Annotated in this window: 25 protein-coding genes; 4 read left to right on the forward strand and 21 right to left on the reverse strand. The window is 38.3% G+C overall.

Annotated features, from left to right (window positions below; all coding sequences use genetic code 11):
* Positions 1-7 precede the first annotated feature (7 nt).
* The 8 genes from M1E86_RS17150 to M1E86_RS17185 form a co-directional block, all read right to left on the reverse strand.
* Positions 8-265 carry a EutN/CcmL family microcompartment protein gene (locus tag M1E86_RS17150; protein ID WP_004259057.1) on the reverse strand — a complete coding sequence of 86 codons (258 nt, stop codon included), beginning with the start codon at positions 263-265 and terminating at the stop codon, positions 8-10.
* Positions 266-291: 26 nt separating this feature from the next.
* Positions 292-1,926: an acetaldehyde dehydrogenase (acetylating) gene (locus tag M1E86_RS17155; RefSeq protein WP_213913625.1), complete on the reverse strand. Its 1,635-nt coding sequence runs from the start codon at positions 1,924-1,926 to the stop codon at positions 292-294.
* A 69-nt stretch (positions 1,927-1,995) separates the two neighbouring features.
* Complete coding sequence (locus M1E86_RS17160; protein WP_004259063.1) at positions 1,996-2,274, reverse strand: BMC domain-containing protein; 279 nt, start codon at positions 2,272-2,274, stop codon at positions 1,996-1,998.
* A 15-nt stretch (positions 2,275-2,289) separates the two neighbouring features.
* A complete protein-coding gene (locus M1E86_RS17165; RefSeq protein WP_004259066.1) occupies positions 2,290-2,574 on the reverse strand; it encodes a BMC domain-containing protein in 285 nt (94 codons plus the stop codon).
* Positions 2,575-2,594: 20 nt separating this feature from the next.
* The gene (locus M1E86_RS17170; protein WP_004249182.1) at positions 2,595-2,873 is read right to left on the reverse strand and encodes a BMC domain-containing protein; all 279 of its coding nucleotides are present in this window, start codon (positions 2,871-2,873) and stop codon (positions 2,595-2,597) included.
* 618 nt (positions 2,874-3,491) lie between these two features.
* Entirely contained in the window at positions 3,492-4,010 is a 519-nt protein-coding gene (locus M1E86_RS17175) for a FidL-like protein (protein ID WP_125890536.1), read from the reverse strand.
* Positions 4,007-4,849 carry a transcriptional regulator gene (locus M1E86_RS17180; protein ID WP_125890537.1) on the reverse strand — a complete coding sequence of 281 codons (843 nt, stop codon included), beginning with the start codon at positions 4,847-4,849 and terminating at the stop codon, positions 4,007-4,009. The genes M1E86_RS17175 and M1E86_RS17180 overlap by 4 nt, the downstream gene beginning before the upstream one ends.
* A gap of 79 nt (positions 4,850-4,928) precedes the next feature.
* The gene (locus M1E86_RS17185; RefSeq protein ID WP_125890722.1) at positions 4,929-5,501 is read right to left on the reverse strand and encodes a TetR/AcrR family transcriptional regulator; all 573 of its coding nucleotides are present in this window, start codon (positions 5,499-5,501) and stop codon (positions 4,929-4,931) included.
* Positions 5,502-5,794: 293 nt separating this feature from the next.
* Between M1E86_RS17185 and M1E86_RS17190 the strand changes: the two genes are divergently transcribed.
* Positions 5,795-6,355, forward strand: coding sequence for an NADPH-dependent FMN reductase (locus M1E86_RS17190; RefSeq protein ID WP_213913627.1), 561 nt, complete (start codon positions 5,795-5,797; stop codon positions 6,353-6,355).
* Positions 6,356-6,452: 97 nt separating this feature from the next.
* On the opposite strand, the gene M1E86_RS17195 is transcribed toward M1E86_RS17190, so the two are convergent.
* From M1E86_RS17195 to potA, 7 genes are all read right to left on the reverse strand, one after another.
* Complete coding sequence (locus tag M1E86_RS17195; RefSeq protein ID WP_125890539.1) at positions 6,453-6,932, reverse strand: Hcp family type VI secretion system effector; 480 nt, start codon at positions 6,930-6,932, stop codon at positions 6,453-6,455.
* 13 nt (positions 6,933-6,945) lie between these two features.
* On the reverse strand, positions 6,946-7,341 hold the full coding sequence (locus M1E86_RS17200) for a DUF1240 domain-containing protein (RefSeq protein WP_213913629.1): 396 nt from the start codon (positions 7,339-7,341) through the stop codon (positions 6,946-6,948).
* Positions 7,342-7,346: 5 nt separating this feature from the next.
* The gene (locus M1E86_RS17205; protein ID WP_213913631.1) at positions 7,347-8,258 is read right to left on the reverse strand and encodes a hypothetical protein; all 912 of its coding nucleotides are present in this window, start codon (positions 8,256-8,258) and stop codon (positions 7,347-7,349) included.
* 221 nt (positions 8,259-8,479) lie between these two features.
* Positions 8,480-9,529 carry a spermidine/putrescine ABC transporter substrate-binding protein PotD gene (gene potD, locus M1E86_RS17210; protein ID WP_125890542.1) on the reverse strand — a complete coding sequence of 350 codons (1,050 nt, stop codon included), beginning with the start codon at positions 9,527-9,529 and terminating at the stop codon, positions 8,480-8,482.
* A 163-nt stretch (positions 9,530-9,692) separates the two neighbouring features.
* Positions 9,693-10,481, reverse strand: coding sequence for a spermidine/putrescine ABC transporter permease PotC (potC, locus tag M1E86_RS17215; RefSeq protein ID WP_125890543.1), 789 nt, complete (start codon positions 10,479-10,481; stop codon positions 9,693-9,695).
* Positions 10,478-11,341 (reverse strand): spermidine/putrescine ABC transporter permease PotB, encoded by an 864-nt coding sequence (gene potB / locus M1E86_RS17220; RefSeq protein WP_125890544.1) that lies wholly within the window; start codon positions 11,339-11,341, stop codon positions 10,478-10,480. The genes potC and potB overlap by 4 nt, the downstream gene beginning before the upstream one ends.
* Positions 11,328-12,437 carry a spermidine/putrescine ABC transporter ATP-binding protein PotA gene (potA, locus tag M1E86_RS17225; protein ID WP_125890545.1) on the reverse strand — a complete coding sequence of 370 codons (1,110 nt, stop codon included), beginning with the start codon at positions 12,435-12,437 and terminating at the stop codon, positions 11,328-11,330. Before potA ends, potB begins: the two co-directional genes overlap by 14 nt.
* 901 nt (positions 12,438-13,338) lie before the next feature.
* On the opposite strand from potA, the gene M1E86_RS17230 reads away from it, so the two are divergent.
* A complete protein-coding gene (locus tag M1E86_RS17230; RefSeq protein WP_102138038.1) occupies positions 13,339-14,985 on the forward strand; it encodes a fumarate hydratase in 1,647 nt (548 codons plus the stop codon).
* Positions 14,986-15,145: 160 nt separating this feature from the next.
* Here M1E86_RS17230 and M1E86_RS17235 read toward each other — a convergent pair whose 3' ends face one another.
* The 6 genes from M1E86_RS17235 to M1E86_RS17260 form a co-directional block, all read right to left on the reverse strand.
* Complete coding sequence (locus M1E86_RS17235) at positions 15,146-16,111, reverse strand: fimbrial protein (RefSeq protein ID WP_213913632.1); 966 nt, start codon at positions 16,109-16,111, stop codon at positions 15,146-15,148.
* A gap of 12 nt (positions 16,112-16,123) precedes the next feature.
* Positions 16,124-16,600 carry a fimbrial protein gene (locus M1E86_RS17240; RefSeq protein ID WP_248467109.1) on the reverse strand — a complete coding sequence of 159 codons (477 nt, stop codon included), beginning with the start codon at positions 16,598-16,600 and terminating at the stop codon, positions 16,124-16,126.
* A gap of 85 nt (positions 16,601-16,685) precedes the next feature.
* Positions 16,686-17,414 carry a fimbrial biogenesis chaperone gene (locus tag M1E86_RS17245; RefSeq protein ID WP_125890548.1) on the reverse strand — a complete coding sequence of 243 codons (729 nt, stop codon included), beginning with the start codon at positions 17,412-17,414 and terminating at the stop codon, positions 16,686-16,688.
* A gap of 11 nt (positions 17,415-17,425) precedes the next feature.
* Positions 17,426-19,921 (reverse strand): fimbria/pilus outer membrane usher protein, encoded by a 2,496-nt coding sequence (locus M1E86_RS17250; protein WP_213913634.1) that lies wholly within the window; start codon positions 19,919-19,921, stop codon positions 17,426-17,428.
* Positions 19,922-19,998: 77 nt separating this feature from the next.
* Positions 19,999-20,556 (reverse strand): fimbrial protein, encoded by a 558-nt coding sequence (locus M1E86_RS17255; RefSeq protein WP_125890550.1) that lies wholly within the window; start codon positions 20,554-20,556, stop codon positions 19,999-20,001.
* Between the two features lie 229 nt (positions 20,557-20,785).
* Positions 20,786-21,031 (reverse strand): helix-turn-helix domain-containing protein, encoded by a 246-nt coding sequence (locus tag M1E86_RS17260; RefSeq protein WP_125890551.1) that lies wholly within the window; start codon positions 21,029-21,031, stop codon positions 20,786-20,788.
* Between the two features lie 1,307 nt (positions 21,032-22,338).
* Between M1E86_RS17260 and M1E86_RS17265 the strand changes: the two genes are divergently transcribed.
* Together M1E86_RS17265 and M1E86_RS17270 are read left to right on the forward strand one after the other, a co-directional pair.
* Positions 22,339-23,334, forward strand: a complete 996-nt coding sequence (locus M1E86_RS17265; protein ID WP_426099180.1) for a nitrilase family protein — start codon at positions 22,339-22,341, stop codon at positions 23,332-23,334.
* Positions 23,335-23,416: 82 nt separating this feature from the next.
* A complete protein-coding gene (locus M1E86_RS17270; RefSeq protein ID WP_213913636.1) occupies positions 23,417-24,322 on the forward strand; it encodes a LysR family transcriptional regulator in 906 nt (301 codons plus the stop codon).
* The last annotated feature ends 42 nt before the right edge of the window (positions 24,323-24,364 follow it).

Raw genomic sequence — 24,364 nt, forward strand, 5'->3', positions numbered from 1 at the left:
GCTGTTTTTACTCCTTGGTATAAACCTTCTCAACAATGGCAACCACTGACATGGCTTTGTAATTGTCTTTATTCAAAGCGAAGTAAGCTTCAGCTAACACAATGTCGTTAATACCTGCGCCAACACTGTCGACTGCCACATACGTTTTGTTTTTCAACGGTTCAAGGTCATCCCCTAGCTTGGTAACCATTAATAAGTTACTGCCACTAAGTTCTTGGCATTTCTGCGTTGCAACAACATGTCCAACTACCTTTGCGAGGATCATGGTTTATACCGCCTTATTTCAATAAGTTACTTACTTAGGCGTCCAAGAACGGCCTTGATGATTTGCTCAACATTCTCTTCAGTGATATCTCCTTGAGAAACCACCGCCTCAGCAATCGCAGCCGTTGTTACCGCACTGCCAAATCGGTCATCACCTGCAGGGTTAGCGGTCACTGGTGACGCGGTTGCCGCAACAGGATTACGGAAACGGCTATCATCAAAAATGCTGACTTGCGGTTGATTGACCGTAGCCGGTGCCGCTGGCTGAGCCACTGCACAAGGCTGGGCGGGTTGCCTTAAATCATCAATAGAACGTACGCCATAGCCCACTTTACGAATATTCAGTAAATTCATTGGGCCAACGTTATCAGAGCTAGAACCGCCACCAACCGCGCCACAGCCCAGTGTTAACGCAGGTGTGATATTGGTCGTTGCCCCAATCCCACCGAGTGCAGCCGGTGTATTAATCAAAATGCGATTAACGGGTTTTTCCAGAGAGAATTGACGAATAACATCTTCGTTTTGTGTGTGGATCACCAAGGTATGGCCGAGGCCTTCGTTGGTCAGCAAATCAACCACGCGATGGCACGCGGATTGCCAATCTTCCTCGATATACATCCCTAAAATTGGGCATAATTTTTCGCGGGAGTATGGGTTTTTCGGTGATACGGTGTCTTGCAACGCAATCAACACACGTGTGTTAGCTGGAACAGTGAAACCTGCACGTTGGCTGAGTGTGATAGCATCTTTACCCACTACTTCTGGGTTGATGGTGCCGTTCGCTCTAAGCAACATTGAGGCCATGCGTTTCGCTTCGTCTTCATTCATGAAATAAGCGCCTTGAGCGAGTAATTCACGATGAACTTCGTTATAAATACAGCGTTCCACAATGATGGATTGCTCAGAAGCACAGATCACGCCGTTATCAAACGTTTTACTGGTGATAATGTCACTCACCGCCTGCTTGATATTGGCGCTACGTTCAATAAATGCAGGGCCATTGCCTGGACCGCCACTAATGGTTGGTGTACCGGATGCGTAAGCTGCACGCACCATGCCTTCACCGCCCGTCGCCAAGATTAAAGAGACGTCTTTGCTGTGCATCAGTTCTTTCGTTGCTTCTAAAGTCAGCATTGTGACAGCATCGACAATTCCAGCTGGAGCACCCGCTTCTAATGCGGCTTTTTTGACAATTTCTAATGTTCGGAAACTGCAGGCTTTGGCATTTGGATGAGGGGAGAAGACAATGGCATTACCCGCCTTCAAGGCAATCAACGTTTTGTAGATGATGGTAGATGTTGGGTTAGTAGAAGGAACTAACGCCGTGATCACACCAAGAGGAACCCCCACATCCATGACTTTGTTGATTTTGTCATCATTAATGATGCCAACGGTTTTGAGATCTTTAATGTGTTCATAAACACGCATTGAAGCAAAAGTGTTTTTCAGGACTTTATCTTGCCACTTACCAAACCCAGTTTCTTCATTGGCCATTTTTGCCAGCTCTTCGGCATGAAGTGCGGACTCAATTGCGATGTGTTTAACAATATTATCGATTTTTTCCTGCGAAAATGTCGCAAACTCTTTCTGCGCTTGTTTCGCGTTTCTAACTAGCTCTCTTGCCAGTTGTCTGGATTGCAGATCTTTGTCTAATGCAACCATGTCTTCCCCCGTATCGGAGCCAAAATTAATTCATTCACTTTTCGTGTTATTGGCTTATTAGCCAATGACTTAGGCTTTATGTTGTTGTGCAATTTTGCCAATATCGTTGTGTGGTCTTGCAATCACACGTGAAGTCACCACTGTTCCGATACGTTTTGCAGCCTCAACACCTGACTCAACTGCAGCGTTAACGGCACCGACATCGCCTTTAACCATCGCTGTTACCAGCCCTGAACCGACATTCTCATAACCGATTAGCTCGACATTGGCGGCTTTACACATGGCATCAGCAGCTTCAATACACGCGACTAAACCTTTGGTTTCAATCAGACCAAGTGCTTCTTTCATAAGTAATTTCCTGTTTTATTCCGTGACTTTATACTGGGCGACGATTTTCTGAATATCGCTATGGGGACGCGCGATAACCAGTGATGTCACAACGGTGCCAATACGAGAGGCAGATTCAACACCTGAATCCACTGCAGCTTTCACCGCACCCACATCGCCTTTGACCATGGCGGTAACTAAACCTGACCCAACATTTTCATAACCAATCAGCACAACATTTGCGGCTTTACACATCGAGTCTGCAGCTTCAATACAAGCCACTAACCCTTGAGTTTCAATAAGACCTAATGCGTCACCCATATTTTTTCCTCCGGAAAAAGTTATGCCTTATGCTTAATAACGATTTTGTTGATATCGTTGTGTGGACGCGCAATGACCAGTGAAGTGACAACTTCACCAACACGCTGCGCTGATTCAACACCCGAATCGACAGCTGCTTTGACTGCGCCGACATCGCCTTTAACCATTGCGGTAACGAGACCTGAACCGACATTTTCGTAGCCAATTAGCTCAACATTTGCCGCTTTGCACATGGCATCAGCTGCTTCGATACAAGCCACCAGACCTTTTGTTTCAATAAGACCTAATGCATCACCCATTGTTGTTTCCTCCGAGAAGCCTTCTTTATTTTTCTTTACCTTCCATATTCCAAGCTAATGTGTCCGAGTACATGTCCCTTGCAATATCTGGGTAAACATTTACGCCAATGGTGTCTGCGCGGTGATCTATTGAACGCAACCTTTGGCTTCAGACTCACTATAGAACCGAAAAATAAAAACGAAATATAAATCCACATACGGTAGATAATTAGTATTTTAATCTAAAATTTAGTGTGATTTATTGAATTATTTATATGTAAACTCTGAAAAAGCCAAAAATTCACGTATCTATATGGTCAGAAAAAATGGGCCAAACATGGATTTAGCATTAGCTAATTAGATTGTTAATAAAATATTATTAGGCTGATAAATGGGTGTGATTTGTGGGATGATAACTGTGGGTTCGCTCACTCAGTTATAAGCTTTACCTACTAGCCGACACCGCAAGCTAAGTGCTGCACAAGAGAGAAACTCCCCCTTCATGATGACAAGTCTCTGCGAGGTTGTGGCCGCTATCATTTGTGAATAGAACAAAAAGGAAATAAACAGAAAAGAGGTATCGTCAATTAACGATGAAGCGCACTACTTCACCGCTAAACTGATTCAATAAGAACTGAATTAATCAAATTTACTGCCAGGCTTTAACGTACAGATATAAAGTGGGGAATTAATTGAACTGAGTAGTAAAGCTTTGTCATTGAGCTTTTGCGCATTAAGAAATAGCCCATCATGGCTATCTGACATTTCTCTCATAAAATAATCAAATATCACATTTGGCGATTCATCAATAGAAGAAGCGCTCGCCTCCCACTGACTAATACTATAATGACGCTCCGTCGGTGATATCCGTTTTGTCGTATAGTTGAATTTCACATAGCGCTGTAAATACAACCAGCCCGCTTTAGAATCGGTATAGCCCTCCACCACAATTGAGCCCTTTCCATTCGCGCCAAAATTGAAGTGAATATTGCCGTTAACGTTTTCGTCTTTCATATTTTCAAAGCGCATGATGCCTTTAGTAGAGCACACCATTAAGCCATCTTGTTTATTGGAAAATAAGACTGACTGGGTATAAATCGCCACAACAATAAATAACAAAAAACTCAGTAAGCATAATACTTTTCCTGATATCTTCATGATGGTTTCCAAGAATAGTAAAAGTAGTTATCGCAATAGCTAAATGGGTTATCTTCATTGACTGCACAATGTGCAAGAAATACTCGACCTAGTCCGTTAGTCTGTAATTTGTCCCCATAGAAAAAAACAAACCGTTCTTTCTCAACACACTCTAGATTTAAGTTATTCCTAACCTTATCAAAATTTTGTACATAGTTTAGTGCGACAGTGTTATTGATCATTTTTTCATTCGACAATACATCACAATGAGTATGCTCAAGCACGGTCATATTAATCGGCACTGATGGTTGATTTGATAAATAAGCCATGACAGCTAATAAAATGGAACACAATAGAAAAGCACCACTGGCAAGATACCAACAGATTTCTTTTTTTTCTGGTGTCAGTGTTGAATCTATTTTTTGAGGGTCTGTAGGATCAGAGATAGGTTGGGAAGTTGGAGATAAAACAACCGCTGTTTCTTCTATTTCACTTAAGCTAGTTATTAATTCAGTTGGCTGAGTTTTAATATCATCAATTAGTTCAAGGGAAACATCAGAATTAAACTCTAATCGCCCCCGAGCAACTGTCACAATAATATTTTCAATACCATATGGGCGAAATGCTTTTCGTAATATACTGAGATATTGGTTTAAATTACTGTTTGATGACACTAATCCATTATCATCCCATACTGCTTTTAATACCTCATCTCGGGAAACAACCCCCCTATGTTGAATAAAATAAAACAATAATGCATTCGCCGTTATCGACAGTTGGGTATCCACCTCATCTTCTTTTAAAGATAAAGTGCCATCAACCGCATCATATAGAATGAAAGCATTGATTTTATATTTCACTGTCGCCTCATGTGCTTATTTTTGGAATAAAATTGCACTACCGTTATCACTGCTATTTTTACTTACATAATATTTTTATTTATAGAATTTTTTCAAATGAAATAGTCGTTAACCGACTAACAATCGCATCACGTTCTTGCTGTGACAATGTTTCGCCCTCCGTCAATGATGAAAGCCATAGCCCATCCGCGGCATAGCGTACTAACGCGCCTAAATAACTGTTATCAAACTCATCCCCCTTCGCCAGATGGTTGCTTACCCAATCTCGCCAACACTGACGCAATACGGGTTCCGTTGGCATCGCTAAAGAGAGTAAAGCAAGTTGAAAACTTTCATCAGACTCTTTCAGCTCACCAATGTAGTGCAAATAAGCACGAGAAAACCGGCCATAGGGATTTGAGTCATTACCCATAATGGTATGGATCCGCTCATCCATAATTTCGAGTAATTGGAGAAAAAGCGCATGAATAAGCTCCTGTTTGGAGGGGAAATGGTGCATCAGCCCTCCTTTGCTAACACCCGCCTCCCTTGCCACTGCATTAAGAGAGAGCGAAGAGATCCCTTCTCTGCCAGCAATAATGCGAGCCGCTTTCAGGAGCTCCACTTGAAGCTTGATAGGGTCTTTTTTTCTGTGTTGCGCGGATTTATTCATGCAACGAATGATACCGACCAGTCGGTATGTTTCATTTTGACTAAAATCAAGTAACCCTGATTTGTTCATGGGTAAATCTAAATAGTGGAAGAGGACTCACAATATCGAATAGTGATACGTTATAACTCTATAATTAATTTAAAAATATCAAATATTTTTGAGGGCATTTAATTTGACTTAGTTTTGCACATATTCGTATTATGATGTTTAATAATGACAACAAAATAAAATTCTGACGACGTAAAAACGGTTTGCAATGTTCCTAATTAACTATCCGTAAAAGAGGTTTTATCATGTCAAATCAATACAATATTGGCGTTATTGTTGGTAGCTTACGTGCTGATTCTTATAATTTAGTTGTTGCTAAAGCCATAACTAAATTATTCCCTGCGAATTTCACGTTTAAGTTTATCGATATTGGTGAGTTACCTCTCTACAACCAAGATGCAGACCAAAATGTACCTTCTGTTGTGGCTAATTTCAAATCTCAAATCAAAGCCTGTGATGGCATTATTTTCGCCACCCCAGAATATAACCGTTCAATGCCTGGCGTATTGAAAAATGCGATTGACCAAGGCTCTCGCCCATGGGGAGATAACTCATGGGATGGTATTCCTGCTGGAGTACTAGGGGTATCTATTGGCAATATTAGTACAGCTATTGCACAACAACATTTGCGTAATAGCTTGGCATTTTTGAATATGCCAACAATGAACCAACCAGAGTGCTATTTGAAGTGGTATGAAGGAATGGTTGATGAACAAGGTAATATTTCCCCAAAAAGCAAAGATTTCTTACAGCCGTGGGCCGATACCTTTGCCAAATTTGTTGCCCATAATGCAGCGAGTAAATAAGTCGCTGAGCTTATTTAGCCAAATTATTCGATGATGTACTTAATCTGGCAGCTACCAATTTTGATAGCGGTAACTGTCAGGTTAAATTGCACTCTTCTTACTTAACCATATCACTGTTAATACTATAGCTTGATGTATTTGCCATTACATGACGCCTTGATATTGAAGTGTATTTCATCTGAATATACTGATGCGGTATTAATTCACTACTTTTTATTGAATCAGGAAAGATATCAGAAACCTCAATCAGAGAAACGCCCGAGAGTTTAACCTCGTAATATTTCTCAAGCTGTCCATGCTGACTGGTACGATAAAAAACAAATACAGCCTCTAATACTTCATTACTATCTAGCGAGGTGGAAAGTAAAGGTGATGATTTATCAATTAATTTAGTAAACACAACGGGTTGATAAGCTGCATTTTGAGCTCTAAATGAACCACTGTTTAAACTAATAACTTGAATTTCATCTTCGTGACCAATCTGGTGACGATTACCAATTGAATCAATGGTGGAACATCCTGCAGAAATTAAACCTTGGTTCTTGCCAGTTAAGGTTAAATAAATCGGCTCAGCCATAAAAAGTCCTTTGTTAATCACATAGAGATATGTTTTTGACATACGTCGTTGGAGACATCCATGAAATTTTATCACAGGTTTGATAACCATCACTTTTAAGCATGAATCCAACACCAAAAGAAATAGGTATTCCAGTGATTAAGGCTATATAGATCAAGTAACTTAAATATCGACCTATAATAATATGATGCTTTGGATGCCTTTCGAATATAAATACATAAACCACACAAGACATAGCATAAAATATAAGCGGAAAACCAATTGAATACATAGCTATACCGCTAGAAAAAACAATTTTATCTTCCATAAAAAAAAGTGAATGAAGTGACTCATAAACAGGGATCATTATTGCAGAAACTATAATAAGTAAAAAAACTCCGCCCATGATTTTCAAAGATTTTCTCATCATAAATATCATCTTCTAGGTAACATATGAAGAACTTTATTAATATCCGCTGTTGGCTTATATTCCCTTTCCCACGTTGTTTTTAACAGCTCTATGACTTTCGCACTAATTTGATATTTACTATCTAAATATTCCAACCCAAAGGCAACACCAATGCCAACAAAAAAAACAATTCCAGCAACAGCAATAATGCTCCCGCCAAAAACTCCAGCAGCTATTAATGCAGTACCTACTCCCCAAGATGCTGCTGCCACTAGAGCCGTTTTCGCCATATCCACCGTGATATTGCCAAGAAAATCAGCAAAGGTATATTCGTCCTTAAAAAACCACTCTAACCCCCGATAAATGGCAGAAAACACTAGGCAGAAACGAATTCCTCTCGCAATACCCGCTTCTAATCCTTGTTGTCCTATTCCCATATGTAACATCACAGGATGGGCTGCGCCATATCGAGTCCCTGTGACTATTCGTCTTAAGCCAGCGTAGCCGGATATGTGTATCATTCGGTTGCCATTAGCAGCAATATGTTCAGTCGCTGTTATACCTAATTGTCTGAATTCACGGATCAAAACATAGATATCAGGAGTATCACGAAGCGTTCCTGCATAAGGAGAAATAGGGTCTGTCACATTGAAAATATGTCTAAAGGGGTTATTTCTTCGCTCATCTTCTTTTCGTCTTGCGTTGATATCACCTGCATTGACGATCTCTCTGGGCTTAATATCGTCAATAATTCCAGCTGCCTCATGAAGGCTAATCAATGCATCATATTGAATATTTGCATTTAAAGCTTCAGTCACACCAATCGCATCAAAGTACTCATGCCGAGGCTTTAACTGGTTAACCCCCACATTACCTTTAAGGTAATCTCCTAGATATCCGCTCAATGTCGGATCATATTTTTTAACCACAACCACCATCCTTAATATTATTCACCTTAAAATTTAACTTAAGGCTAATTTAATTATAATTATTAATCAACCCAAGCTACAGATAAAAGTTGAGTTACAGAATCTAACCTGTAAAAATCTAAGCTACCGTCCATTCGAAGCATACCGTAGACAGGTAGCACCATGCTCAACGCACCACCATAAAAAAAGGCACTTCAATGAGTGCCCTTTGCAAAGAATTAATCAAGCCATTAACGCCCGGCTTTTAGCTTTTGGAAATACTCTTCGTACAAAATGTTGGTATTCCCGACATCACTTTGCCATTCGCCTTTTTGCAGAACTTCTTCGCTTGGGTAAAGTGATGGATCATTAGCAATTTCAGCAGGTAATAATTTTTTAGCTTCTAAATTTGGTGTTGGGTAACCAATAGATTCAGCCACTTGAGCCGCAATTTCTGGACGTAATAAGAAATTAATCAGCTTATGAGCCCCTTCCACATTTTTGGCATTCGCTGGGATGGCTAGGCTGTCCATCCAGAAAATTCCGCCTTCTTTAGGCCACACCACTTCAATCGGTAAGCCAGCTTGCCTTGCCACAAATGCAGAGCCATTCCATAACATACCCACATCCACCTCACCTTCAATAAATGGTGTTGCTGGGTTGTCTGAGTTAAAGGCTAAAATATTTGGACGCAGTTTTTGCAGTTCTTTATACGCCTCTTCAATCTGTTTCGGGTCAGTCGTATTGCCTGAATAACCTAATTTTGTCAGCGCCACTTGGAATACTTCCCGTGCGTCATCCATCATCAGCAGGCTATTTTTATATTCCGGTTTCCAAAAATCCGCCCATGAGGTGACAGACTGCGGATCAACTGCTTCACCATTAATGCCTATCCCCGTCGCACCCCAAATATAAGGCACAGAATAGTCATTGTTTGGGTCGAATTCTTTATGGGTCAGGTTCGGATCAAGGTTTTTAAAATTGCTCAATTGACTTTGATCGATTTTTTGCAGCATGCCTTCCTTACTCATTTTGGCAATAAAATAAGTGGATGGCACCACCAAATCATAAGCCCCTTCTTTATAGGTCTTTAATTTGGTGTACATGCTTTCGTTTGATTCGTAGGTGGAGTAAATCACCTTGATGCCCGTTTCTTTGGTAAATTGCTCTAATAAACCCGGGGGAACATATTCTGTCCAGTTATAGAAATACAGTACGTCTTTATTATCGTCAGCGGCAGTTGCCGCGCCAATACTTGCAGCCATTACACCAGCCGCCAGTAGATAGGACCATTTTTTCATGACTGAGCTTCCCTCAACAACGTGTTTTTTATCCCTTAATTCATCAAGCAACTCGAATTATTTGGGAAATGTATCGTATAGGCTCAATTGGAGCCCACCCTCTCGCCTAATGGCTGTGAAAAAAGATGCTGATAGATAAAACTTTCAGCATCATCGTATTAATCTATTGTTTGGCTTTTTTGGCGTATTTATCGCGCATCACCCACTGGCTTAAACACACTAGTAAAAGGGACATAATCAACAACACCGTGGCCAATGCATTGACTTCAGGAGAAACGCCCACCTTCACCATGGAGTAAATTTTCAATGGTAAAATTTCATAGCTTGGCCCCGTGACAAATGAGGAAACCACCACATCATCCATCGACAAGGTAAAACTGAGTAACCACCCTGCAATAACCGCAGGTAATGCCAAAGGCAGAATGATTTTGCGCAAAATGGTAAATTCCCCCGCCCCAAGGTCACGCGCTGCTTCTAACATCTTCACATCAAAATCTTTCAACCTTGCATAGACAGTCACGACGACAAACGGCAAGCAAAAGGTAATGTGCGAAAATAATAACGACCAAAAACCGAGTGAAACCCCAAGGAGCATAAAGAGAACCAATAATGAAATCGCCATAACGATATCAGGAGACATCATCACCACAAATAACATGCCACCGACGAAAGGTTTTCCCCTAAAACGATAGCGAAATAAGGCAACGGCTGTGAGTGTACCAATGGCTGTCGCGAAAGTTGCTGACAAAACCGCCATAGTTAATGAGTGCCCCGCTGCTTCTAATAAGCTATCGTTATTACTCAGTAATTCATACCATTTAGTTGAAAACCCTTGCCACTGAATACCAAAACGTGACTCATTAAAGGAATTAACAATCAAAATAATGATTGGAATATAAAGATAAGCGTAGATAATGGCCATAAAGCCACCACGGAGAGTACGTCCGATCATTCTTCATATGCCTTTTTATTCAGAAGCTTAGCTGCTCGGTAATAGACATACAGCAATAATCCCATCATCACTGTAAGGAAAATACTGGTTGCTGCCCCGAATGGCCAATCACGAATATTTAAGAACTGGCTCTTAATTACGTTGCCGATCAGTAGATTTTTTGCACCCCCCATTAAATCCGCCACATAGAACAGTCCCATTGCGGGTAATAACACCAGCAAGCAGCCTGCAATAATTCCTGGCATCGTTAACGGAATGATGATTTTCACAAACCGCTGAAATTTATTCGCACCGAGATCTTTTGCCGCCTCTATATATGACTTATCCAATTTTTCAATACTTGAATACAGCGGCATCACCATAAACGGCAGTAATATATAAATAAGCCCCAATATCACTGCCTCAGGGGTATACATAATTTTCAATGGTTTATCGATAACACCAACCCAGAGCAAAAAGTCATTTAAATACCCTTTGGTACTGAGAAAAACTTTTAACCCATAAATGCGAATCAATGAATTGGTCCAAAATGGCACAATTAACAGAAACAGCATCAAAGGTTGCACTCGTTTAGGTAGCCTTGCCAATATAAAGGCAAATGGATAACCGATAACTAAACAGAAAAAAGTTGCGATCACCGCCATATTGAGTGAATGCAGCATGACCTCTGCGTACATCGGGTCAGACAAGCGAATGTAATTATCCCATGTAAAAACCAAGTCAACTAAGTTGGTGTCGCTACGCGTCAAAAAGCTAGTGCCGATAATCATAATATTAGGCAAAAAGACGAACAGCAGCAGCCAGCCGACTACCCCGGTGATAATCACATTCTGCAAAATTTTATGTTTACGAATGATCATCCAGAACTACCTCCCAACTTTCAACCCAAGTCACTGCAACTTTTTGGTTAAGGGAGTGGTCGACATCAGGGTCATCTTCATTGAAAAATTCACTTACCATGACAATTTTGCCATCTTCCATTTCAACCACTGAGTCTAACGTCATGCCTTTATAGTTACGCTCACGAACGTAGCCAATCAACCCAGGATAGTTATCTGCATCATTGACTTCTTCAACACGCAAGTCTTCAGGACGCAATAACACACTAACCTGTTGCCCTTCATTGACAGAAAGCTCAGTGAAAATATCGCATTCATGGCCTTCAACATTGGCACGAATACGTTTATCATCAATGCGATACAATACTTTTGCATCAAAAATATTAATTTCACCAATAAATTGAGCAACAAATAGGTTTTTCGGTTCTTCATAGATTTCACGAGGTGTGCCGTCTTGCTCAATTCGCCCTTCACGCATCACAATGATCCGGTCAGACATTGCTAAGGCTTCTTCTTGATCGTGGGTCACAAAAATAAACGTGATCCCCAGTTTTCGTTGAAGGGCTTTTAGCTCATTTTGCATTTGTTTGCGCAGTTTATAATCGAGCGCAGACAATGACTCATCCAGTAGTAGGACTTTCGGGCGATTCACTACCGCACGGGCTATCGCCACACGCTGTTGTTGGCCACCAGACAGTTGGTTGGGCCTACGCTCAGCAAAATCGTCTAGTTGCACCATACGCAAGGCTTGGTCCACACGTTTTTGAATTTCAGCCGCAGGCGTTTTTTGCATGCGTAAGCCAAAAGCAACGTTATCGAAAACCGTCATATGAGGAAATAAGGCGTAGCTCTGGAACACCGTATTCACAAAACGCTGTTCTGCAGGAATATCTGTAATATCTTGACCATCAAGAATAATTTGACCGCCATCAGCGTCTTCTAACCCAGCAATAAGACGTAAAACTGTGGTTTTACCGCAACCAGAAGGCCCAAGAATGGTCAAAAACTCACCGTTCTGAATGGTTAAGTCAAACTCAGAAATAATTTGTTTGTCATCAAAACCTTTACTTAAAGATTTTAATTCAATGAGTGGTGTCAGAGAGGTTGTCTCAGTCATTTATTATACACTCTATCCCTAGGAATAATGCAGATAGAACCGCCACCGTTAAAGACTGTATAAGCTTGTCGGAGGTTTACTCTGTCGACTTGTGACATAAGCAAATAGTTTCCCCAGCAAAGCCCAAAACCAGTAGCGCCATTTAAACTTCATAAGGCATGCATGATAAACACTGTTTTTGTAAATTGAAAGCCATTTTCACAACTTCGTTTGCCTTTCATTATGAATTCTCAATAAATAAAACAGATTTTTGAGAAAAATAAGCAACATAGCGATATATAGAATCAATTCATCTATATCTATAGATTTACATGATACATTAGAGCGCGAAACTTAAGTCAAACTCACTAAAATTCATAGCGTTAAAACAATTCATAATAAAAATAATAATTATGGAATTAATAGTTTTTATTATTTTTAATAAATTTTAATTCCTACATTCAGTGATATAGGATTTGCTATTATATGCACAAGAAAAATACGATAAGAACTGTATAACAAAATTAGCAAGGCATGGTAATAATTATATCCAATAGATATATATCTTGATTACACATGGAAAAAGCCAATAACTGGTAACATCTATAACAAATAATTAAAGTCGCAGTTAATAATATTATTATGTGATTTAAATCTAATTTTCATTGATCCTTATTTTTTATCTCAATAACTTTAACCAACATCATATTATCACCCGCATCTCTTTGAATATAATAATCAAATTGGTATAATTTCAATCTAAATTGTAACTTTTAGTGACTTGTTTTGTGATTTTTGTTTCATTATTACACCTACAAATTTTACTTTGTATCTTTCGCGTTAAACCAATTAAAGAATAAACATAAGCCTGCGGGTGACTATTTTTGGAAATTCCACTGAAATTAATATGTGAGTGAGCAAAATGGCTAATAAAGAGTTTTTTTATCAAGAACCTTATCCATTATCTGAGGATAAAACCGAGTATTTCCAAGTCTCTGACAAATATGTTTCTGTAGAGCAATTTGCGGGAAAGCAAATTTTAAAAGTTGAACCTGAAGCATTAACCCTCCTTGCCGAACACGCAATTTATGAATCTCAGTTTTTTTTAAGGGCCGCGCACCAGAAACAAGTTGCTGCTATCTTACATGACCCAGAAGCCAGCGAAAACGACAGATATGTTGCATTGCAGTTACTTCGCAATGCTGAAATTTCGGCAAAAGGTATCTTACCAAACTGCCAAGATACGGGCACTGTCGCGGTTGTTGGGAAAAAAGGCCAACAAGTTTGGACAGACTGCGACGACGAAGAGTACCTCTCTCGAGGGATTTATAACGTCTTCCAACACGAAAATCTGCGTTTTTCTCAAAATGCTCCGCTAGATATGTTTAATGAGGTCAATACTGGTACAAACCTACCTGCCCAGTTTGATATTTTTGCCACCACCGGTGATGAATATCACTTCCTGTTTGTCAATAAAGGCGGCGGTTCTGCCAATAAATCAGCGCTTTATCAAGAAACTAAAGCAACACTGACCCCGGCTAAGTTGAAAAACTTCTTAATTGAAAAAATGAGAAATTTAGGTACAACAGCTTGCCCGCCTTATCATATTGCTTTTGTTATCGGTGGCACTTCTGCGGAAACTACCCTGAAAACCGCCAAACTTGCCTCTGCAAAATATTACGATAATCTACCAACCACAGGTAATGAGTATGGTCGTGCTTTCCGTGATATTGAGCTAGAAAATGAGTTATTAGAAGCTTCACGTCATCTTGGCTTTGGTGCACAATTTGGTGGTAAATATTTTGCTCACGATGTTCGTGTTGTCCGTTTACCTCGTCATGGCGCCTCTTGTCCTATCGGCTTAGCTATTTCTTGTTCTGCAGACCGAAACATTAAAGCGAAAATTACCAAAAGCGGTTTATGGCTCGAAAAAATGGAGCACAACCCTGCCCAATACATTCCTGAGTCGATGCGTAATCAAGCTGAAGGAAAAGTGGTACATATCGACCTCAATCGCCCAATGAAAGACATTTTAGCTGAACTGAGTAAACACCCTGTATCGACACGTGTATCTCTCAGTGGGCCGCTTATCATTGCTCGGGATATTGCGCATACTAAACTGAAAGAGCGTTTAGATAGCGGCGAAGAATTGCCTCAATACTTTAAAGACCATATGGTGTATTACGCAGGTCCAGCGAAAAAACCTGAAGACATGGTTTCCGGTTCTTTGGGCCCAACCACAGGTAACCGGATGGACCCTTATGTTGACCTATTCCAGTCTCACGGTGGCAGCATGTTAATGTTGGCGAAAGGTAACCGAACTCAATTGGTGACAGATGCCTGCAAAAAACATGGTGGGTTCTATTTAGGCAGTATTGGTGGGTCCGCAGCAATACTCGCACAGGAGTATGTGAAAAGTCTAAATTGCCTTGAATATCCAGAACTTGGAATGGAAGCGATTTGGAAAATGGAAGTTGAAGGGTTACCTGCATTCATTTTGGTTGATGACAAAGGGAATAACTTCTTTGAGCAAGTGCAAAATGAAACTTGCGGAAAATGTGTTAAATAGAGTTAGCCAATCAAGCGCAAAGGAGTGCGCTAACATTCGTTAGCCAGTATGGCGATGTAGCATAATAGCCAAGCAGTTATATAATCATACTGTTACAGAGTAAAAGAGCAGGCCGGATGCCCACTCTTTTACTATTATTCACATCGATATATTACCTAAATCAATAATAGTTAATTCGAACAATGGTTGAGGCGTTAAACCCACCCGTTTTGACCGCTCCCACTTTTTTAATTGTTGCACTGTAATCGCGAGTTACTGAAGTACTGCCTTGCGGTAAGCTACCAAAAAATTGGAAGTAATTGAATCTCATATTATTACTTTTGTCATCCATAATTGTTAAGTTGGTACCATTTTTTAAATCAATCGCATATTCACCATTTAGTGGATCGGTCGTTTCAAAATTAATATTCATAGAGAAATTATCAAGACACCCTCTTTTCACTGCTTGAATTTGAAAATCCTTTTTAAACTCTTTCCCTTGATTCAAGTCTGTAATCATTAGCTGGCCAAAATCAATTTGCTGTGACTCAGGAAAAACTTTAATATCCGCACCGCATTTTAAGAAACGGATCCCCCGTAATCCCGATATCGAATAGCGTAAGTTTTTCGCCCCAGGCGACGTATTGATCCCCCCGCTTCCATCAAATTGGAAAACCGTAAATTGGTTATCACCGTCATAGTTTCCTGATGGTGGAACTATGCCCGTCACCTTAATATATAAGGTAAATGTGACTGTCACTGTGACGTTTTGATTACCGCTAATAGGTGCGGTTCCCAAGCTGACTCTTTGTTGGTCACGTTCCAATTGTTGACCTTGATAGTTGGCACCAAGTAGCAACCCGGTTCCTAATTTTTGCGATGTCGGGTTAAAATACATATGAACAACGTCAATCATATTCCCAAGTACGTTATCGCAAAAAACGGTGACTGTTAGTGGGTCAGATTGCCAAACAATCGTTCCCGCAGGCGTATCCGATGGAATCGCTAATTGCCCAACAGGTACAGCAGGTTTAATGACCACCCCAGTTCCGGCTTCAACACAATCTAAAGCAAATGTTTTTGGGCTAATAAAGACAAATAAAAATAAAATATAAAAACCATATTTTCGAATAAGCCTGTGTATCATGATTTATACACCTTATAGGTAAGTAATATTCAAGGTAATTTGCGTTTTAATATTACCCACTGTTAATTCATTTCTGGGTCGATAACTCTCTAGCATGGAATAAATCGTAATTTGCTGGTTATCATCAAAATAGATTGGATAACTACGGTATTCACCATTAGGAACAATATTGCCATCTTTATCCATTAAGCGAATGCCATAGCCATTTAGAATAGTTTTGCCACCAAATAAATTACGGTCTGTACTTGCAGTTGGCTCTGAAATAAACATGATCCGGACAACAGGCTCCCTATCATCACGATCGTGTTTTGGGAAAATGCAGTCATCAAATTTTAATTTGATTTCATGTTTAGGGCTTCTATCCCCAATCTCATTAAAATAATTCAGAGATATTGGGCCTAATTCAATATTTTGATCTATCGAGTAAAATGAAATTTTACAAGGCAATGCCACGACATTCCCTGTAAAATTAAGATCACCTCTCATCATGCTACTATCTGCATAACTTTGGCCTCCACATAGAGATAGCATGAAAAGACATATTGAAAAGTAGCAATTTCTCATATCTAAAATCCTATTGGCTCTCTTTTGACAGCTGGCAGGTCGATGCGGCGCATTGGTAAGTCAACATTTTCATTCCACCGTAATCATCCATATAGCCGGTATATAACTGATTAAAACTGCTTGTCGGCACAGAGACACTTTCCTTAGAAAACGGAGCAATCATCACGCTGTCAAAACCAGGGAAATTTTTCTGGTTGTTATTACTAAGATAGCCCAGTGTCACGTAATATTTAGTTGGATTTTCAATTAATAATTGTCCACCCGTGTGCGTATATTTCAGCTCTTTAGCCCATACCTTATCGCTGTTATTTTCGATTTGAGGTGGTCGATAAAACATTTTTAAGCGGCTTTGAATTGCAATCTGCACGACATTTTCTTTATCTGTCACCGGTGGAATTTCACGAACATTTAAATAGAACAGAGATTCCCTATCCTGTGGAAGGGCATCAACGCCCTCTGTTTTAATGATTTTTATTTGGTTTTTAGCATTAGGCTCAACACGTTGCATTGGCGGTAAAACCGTAAAAGGTTCAGAAACCTTATTTCCTTTTTCATCTTCTATCCAAGATTGAGCTAAATAAGGCATTGTTTTGCTTTGGTTATTAATAACCAAACTTATTGACTTATCTTTGCCAGGAAAAATAATCCGTGTGCGGTCAATATTAATCGCAGCAGACGCAACTTGCATGCCCACAAAAACTAATGAAAATCCTAAAGCTACTACATACTTTTTACTCATACATCATTCCTTTATTGGCAAGGGATCAGGACTTTACCCTGACTTTTTTCGGCAATATTAGGTAAATTCAAACTACATTGGTTTGCGCCTGCAGCCCATTTCACTATGTAGCTTTCTTCTGGATCTACACCCGTTAAATATGCAACTCCACTATCTGCAATAATTCCGACTTCTCTTCCTGTGCTTGATTCAATCACACTGGTGCCAAGCGGTGGATAATTTCCATTATTCAGACGGATAATTGCTAAAATACGTTTTCCTTGGTTTGCTTTTATCCTCTGATAGCCAATTGCCCCTTCAGTCAGGGTTTTACCAATAATGTTGTCATTGACATCTACATCATCAGGTAATGTATTCATATCAATATAAACATCTGAATTAGAAAAACTGTTTAAGCTTGTCGCTACACCAATTCCGAATCGGTTTGTAACTGACTCACCATTGTCAATGGAAATCCCTGCAACATTGTCACTATCAATCATCACACGAGGTTCATTGTTAGTCCCATTGCGGTGCATAGCTGCACCATATTTTGTTGCTGTCATGGAGCCATACCAACTACCACCAACAGCACGATATGAGTTCACATTTTCAGTCGCATTAACATTTAATACGCCATAAGGTGATGAATACTGATAACTACCACTGATATTTGGTTCTGCGCGTCCTAATTTGTGCTGGTCACCACCAACACGCATACTCCAGTAGTTATTATTCTCGTTTGCACTGTAATAACCCACTGATTGACCAAAGCTATGATCATTGTCTGCATATTGAGCGTCATAACTAACCGAAGCGCCATTTTCGAGTGGCACAGAGAAAGACAGATATATTTGATTATCATCCGTCTCTTCATATTTAATTTTATTGAGTGATAATGTTCCGGAAATATTTTTAATTTGCCCAATGCTAAATAACTTACTAAAACTCATTCCAAAGTTTGTTGTTGATTCACTATTCCAAAATTGGCGATGAGAAGCATTAAAATAAATCGTTAAATCAAGTGGGCTAATGTATTGATTAAAAGACGCGGTATAGACGTTTTTATCACGCCTAAAATCAAGCACACCATTAGCTGCATCAATGTATTGAGGCATCGTTAAGAATTCTTTTTCAGAAAACTTATAGCCTGCGAATGTTATCTGTGAATTAGTAGATTCAAAACGTTTAGAATAATTTAAACGATAGCTATTACCTGAATAAGACCCAAAATTATCTAAATTTGCATGGGTACGAGTAATATCAACAGAGATAGCACCAAACATATTCATATTTTGCCCTATCCCCAAGTTCATCGCTTGATAATTGTTATTATCTACTGTTGCAATTAACCCACCGAAGATAGATGTATCACCAAATAAACCATAGGAAATTTCTCCTACAATAAACTTAGGATCAACTTTCTGTGAGCGACCAAATGGGTCAGATTGCCCCATGGTAAATTTATAAAGGAACTGGCCCTGACGCGTTAAAAACGGCAACGATGCCGCTGTCACTTGGTAAGTGGTCTTTGAACCATCTTCTTCTTCGATCGTTACATCTAAAGTGCCTTGTACCGCTTCAGTAATATCTTGGATATTAAATGGCCCTGGAGCAACTTTAACCTGCTTAATCACACGGCCATTCTGTGAAATAATCACCGTCGCATTCGTTTTCGCAATACCGGTAACCTGGGGCGCATAACCACGTAACGAAGGTGGCAGCATCCGGTTATCACTAAAAATAGACGCTCCGATAAAGCGAAAGCTATCAAATAAATCAGTCTTTAAATAAGACTCACCGAGTAAAACCTTTGCCCCCATTTGAGGTAAAGCGCGAAAGGCATATAACTGAGTCCAATCAAACCGCTCATTCGTTTTGCCTTGAGAGCGATTATATTGATATTGATAGTCAGCGCGAAAACGCCAAGCTCCTAAGTTAACGCCAGCGGAACCATTACTACTACCACTGAATGTTTCACTATTATTTTTAGGCGCTGAGTAATTGACAAATAAGTTATAGTCAAGAAATGCCCCCGTAATCCCATTTTCCCATTGGGAAGGTGGTACCCAGTAAGGATCATCATATTCAAGCCAAGCTTGAGGAATCGAAAATAAGATATTCTGATTCGCTTTATCAAAGCGATAGTTAATATCTAAATTTTTAGATAGTTCAACACACTGGCCATTATTATTTTGCAGAAGTTCTTCCTTTACCTTCTTTTTTAATGCAAAAACATTTACCATCTCTGGTGTAATACAGAGTGTTGAAGTATCTTTACTCTCTTCAATAAATTTAATTAAATACTGTCCAGATAACTTTCTACCATTTAATGTAATATCTGTTAAATATTCACCAACAGGAATAAAGTCAGGGTTAGAAAACTGACTCAAATCAATATTATCTCTGTCCTTAGCATCAATAATATTCATATTAAATTCTACTGCATTCGCTATTCCAGAAACGGAAAACGCCAAAGCAATTGAAAATAATATTTTATTTATTTTAAACTGAGGCAATAGAGACATGATTTTCCCTGTAAAAAAACAAAAAATAAGAAATGAAAATAACAGGCATATATTTGCCTGTTATTTTAAATAAAAAATTACAGGTAGTTTAAAGCGTAAGTTGCTTGAGAAATAATACTACCAGTTTCAACTTTGCTACCATTTGCTTCAACACGCGCACTGAATGCTAATTTATTTGGACCATCAGCTAATGGCAACTCAACGCTAGTGTCACCAACTTTCATTGTTGCGCCATCTGCGTTGATTAAACGAACACCAACACCTTTAGAAGTACCTGTATTTGCCAGTAATTCTTTAGCTGTCGTATCTGGAGTACCAGTGAAAGTAACTTTTACTTTGCTGACTGCAGGGAAGATAACTTTATCGTCAGCATCTGTCACTGCTCCTAAATCACAGTTTTCTAACTGGATATTATATTGAACACTTTGGCTATATTTGTTACCCGTTTCCAATACTTTATTTGCAACTTGGCCCAGATCAACGTTAATTGTACCATCCCCAGGGATTGAGCAAGGAGCATTAATGACTTTACCAGTAAAGTTAATGATACCACTTCCTTGATCTACAGGTGCTGCGTGTGCAATACCGAATGAAGAAGCGATAATTGTAGCTAATGCAATTTTAGTTAATTTCATTTATATTTTCCTATAAAAAAGACGACAGATATACCAACCACTTAATAATCAGTAGATTATTAAGTTGATATTTATTTGCTGAGAATGTAATAACAAATAGGATAAAAGTTAGACTTTTACTATAAAAGTAAAAAAAACCATAATTTTATTTATTTAAATAATTGATTAATAAAATAATAATATTTTATTAATCAAAGGTCATATTTAGACTATTTTTGACTTTTTTACGTCAACTATTTTCTTTATTTTCTTTACTGATAAAAACATCATCAATAAAAAAACAAATCATTTCAGTTTCTAATGCGTTAGCAAGTACATGCAGATTCTCAATATTAATATTGCACTCACCTCTTTCATAGCGAGAAATTTGTTGCTGACTCACACCAACAAGATTCGCTAATTCAATACCCGAAAGCCCTAAGTGCTTTCTTCTTTTTCTAATCTCTCTACCTACTATCCGATTTACATTTATCATTAACAATAGCCCAAAATAAACTGAAATATTAAATGGCTAAATTATATTACAGATCAAAACCTTTAACATAACAAATTGCACTGATTATACACTGCTTATATATCCAAATCAAAATAGCAAAAACCAATTAAAACACGAAATTTGAGTTAATTATAGTTTTCAATATATAAAAGTAAAACTGTTTATAACGATCGATAATTTAAATTAAAGTCATTGAAACCTATCAAAATTTCATTATTTAAGGTTTAATTCACTTATAAGATAAAAAGTATATTATTCATATTAGTTGTTATTTTTAAAATAATAAAAATTGAAACATAACATACTGATTTTAAAGATTAATACATAATTACCACTGACAATGGTAACAACTAAAAATATGACATAACTTCTATTGATAATAAAAAATAGATATTTTTCATTGATACTATTTATTATTCATTGATTACTAAGCATTTTTATATCATTGTTATTTATATATTAATTTATTTCTTACATTTTTAATGTTTATTTCAAAAAAACAACTGAGAATGGTTTTTTTGTTTTTATCATTTTTCATGATTAAATTAATAGTATTTTTAGTTTACTCAAATTAAGAGTTTAGAATATAAAAAATTGAAATCTTCTCTCAATGAATACTATTTACTTATATAACATAGTAAATTATTCATAATTAGAGTAAAAAGATATTGATAATCATCAATAACACGTATTTAGCGTAAAAACAAATAAACCAACAAATAGATAACCCTTAAATAACAATGAGTTATACCAGTTTCAAATTGTAACAAACTACAACCTTATATTGCAGTTTTATAGAATAAAGATGAAACATAACAAAAATAAAACATAATAATTGTAGCCTAATACATTAAAAAATGAGTAATACAAGTATTTCACTTCGCATTTTCACCAATAAATAGTCAAAATAACAAAAAAGATACCTATCATTATTACATTTTGCGCGTATAGCTTAAGTTAATTTCTTTCCTTTAATAACAAGAGTAAAGACCGTTTATGTGCCTAATTCATTAAATAAGGATATTTTTCTGAGTGAAAATTGGCCAGACACTCTTAAATAAAACAGACAACACAAGCATGTTACACCAAATAAGATATATATTCAGTATAATGCAATAGTAAATATTTCTTATTTCGTCAGTTTATACATAAAAATTCTTTTATCCATGTTTGCTAAGAAGTCTATTCAATAACTTATCGTTATTGAATGAGAAAATAACTCATTATTTTTTGTTCGAACTACATGGTTTCATCTTCTTAACCTAAGGACTAAGGAGATATAAAAAATGCAAAGGCAACCTCGACTTCGCGTTGCAACCGTTCAGTTTCAGCATCGCCCTAATGATAAGACCTATAATCTAAGCCGTATTCATGACTTTATTACCCAAGCCGCGCAACAAAACGTGAAAATACTAGTGCTGCCTGAGATGTGTATTACGGGTTATTGGCATGTACCAAAATTACCTGATGATGCTGTTCATGCATTAAGTGAAACTTTACATGATAGTCCATCATTAGCATTGATCCGCCAGCGTGCAATTGAATTAGATATGATTATTGGTGTTGGGTTGATTGAAAAAGGGTTAGATGGCAAATGTTATAACACTTGGGTCGCTTGTATGCCTGATGGGCAGTACCATGCTCATCGTAAATTACACGCCTTTGAACACCCCTCTATCCATAGTGGAGACAATTACACTGTTTTCGATACCCCGTGGGGGGTAAAAGCTGGCATTTTAATTTGCTGGGATAACAACTTAATTGAAAACCCACGCATAAACGCGTTACTTGGCGCTGATATCATTCTAGCTCCCCATCAAACGGGGGGTACCCATTCGAGCAGCCCATATGGCATGAAACCACTTGATTTGCACCTTTGGGAAAATAGGCTACAAGATCCACAAGCTTTGCTTGATGCTTGCCAAGGGGAGCACGGACGTGGATGGCTAATGCGCTGGTTACCCTCAAGAGCTCACGATAACGGTGTCTTCTACCTGTTTAGTAATGGAGTTGGCTTAGATGATGATGAAATTCGCACAGGTAATGCAATGGTGATAGATCCCTATGGTCGAATTATCAAAGAGAGTCTATTGGTTGTGGATGATATGGTGATTGCAGATCTTGACCTTAGTTTGCTTCCTACCTCTAATGGACGACGTTGGCTTACAGGTAGAAGGCCTGAATTGTACCGCATTATGGCTGAAACGATGGGCTATGAAACCGATATTCGTAGTGTTCGTTTTGCGGAGCAGAATTCCCCTAATCATAAGGAACAGCCATAATAGCTAAAGTTAATGACATGTCATATCATTTATAATACAAATACTATAGTGTCTTATATTATTAATAAGCTGGCTAACTACCGTGGATACTCGACTACTTCGTGCATTTGTCATTCTCGCAGAAACAAAAAATTACCGCGAAGCTTCATTACGTTTATATATTAGTCAGCCAGCTTTAACCAAACAAATTCAATTACTTGAAAAAAAATTAGATATAACATTATTTGAACGCGGGCGTCATGGCGCTATATTGACTCCTCATGGGAAAATGTTATTTCCCTATGCACAGGAGATACTCGCTCAAACCACTGAGTTTTTACGCCAAACCGCAATACTTCGGGAACAGCCCCCCATAAAGTTAACGGTTGGGTTTGGTATATCAACATTTCAAGAAGCGTCCTTTTTTGTTGCACGACTACGCGAAAAATTACCTAATATCCCAATTCAATTGGATGATATGCCTTCTCATGAAATGGAGAAACAACTGCAAGCCCATGAATTACATATTGCTTTTACTCGCCAGTTTGCGTTTAAACCAATAGATAACTTAGTGAGCAAAACATTAAAATCTGAAGTACTTGCCTTAGCGGTAGCACAAAAATTGGAGCCCCAATTATCAGTAAAAGAATATCTAACCCATTTTCCTTTATTATTGTTACGCGCAGAACGTGGTTCAAAGCTTAATCAACAAATTCAGCGCTATCTAAAACATGAAAACTTATCAATATCCCCATCCCAAGAAGCAAATGATATTCAAACGTTAATTGCACTCGTAGCTGCCGATGTTGGTGTAAGCCTGTTACCCTATAGTGCAAAAAACATTAGCTCAAAAGACACTCGTTTTATTCCTATTCAGCATTCTGAGCATGCTCAATGGCGGATTGATGTGGTATGGCAGGCTTCATTACCTAAATTATGGCAAAACACCATCAATGAATTAATTGATGAAATTTATGAAACATTCTCAAAAGAAAGTGATTCAGAATAACTCCGTAATTCCTATATATTAAATATTTGAACTCTGATATTT

The sequence above is a fragment of the Providencia sp. PROV200 genome (assembly GCF_049901995.1).
GTDB classification, from domain to species: domain Bacteria; phylum Pseudomonadota; class Gammaproteobacteria; order Enterobacterales; family Enterobacteriaceae; genus Providencia; species Providencia rettgeri_E.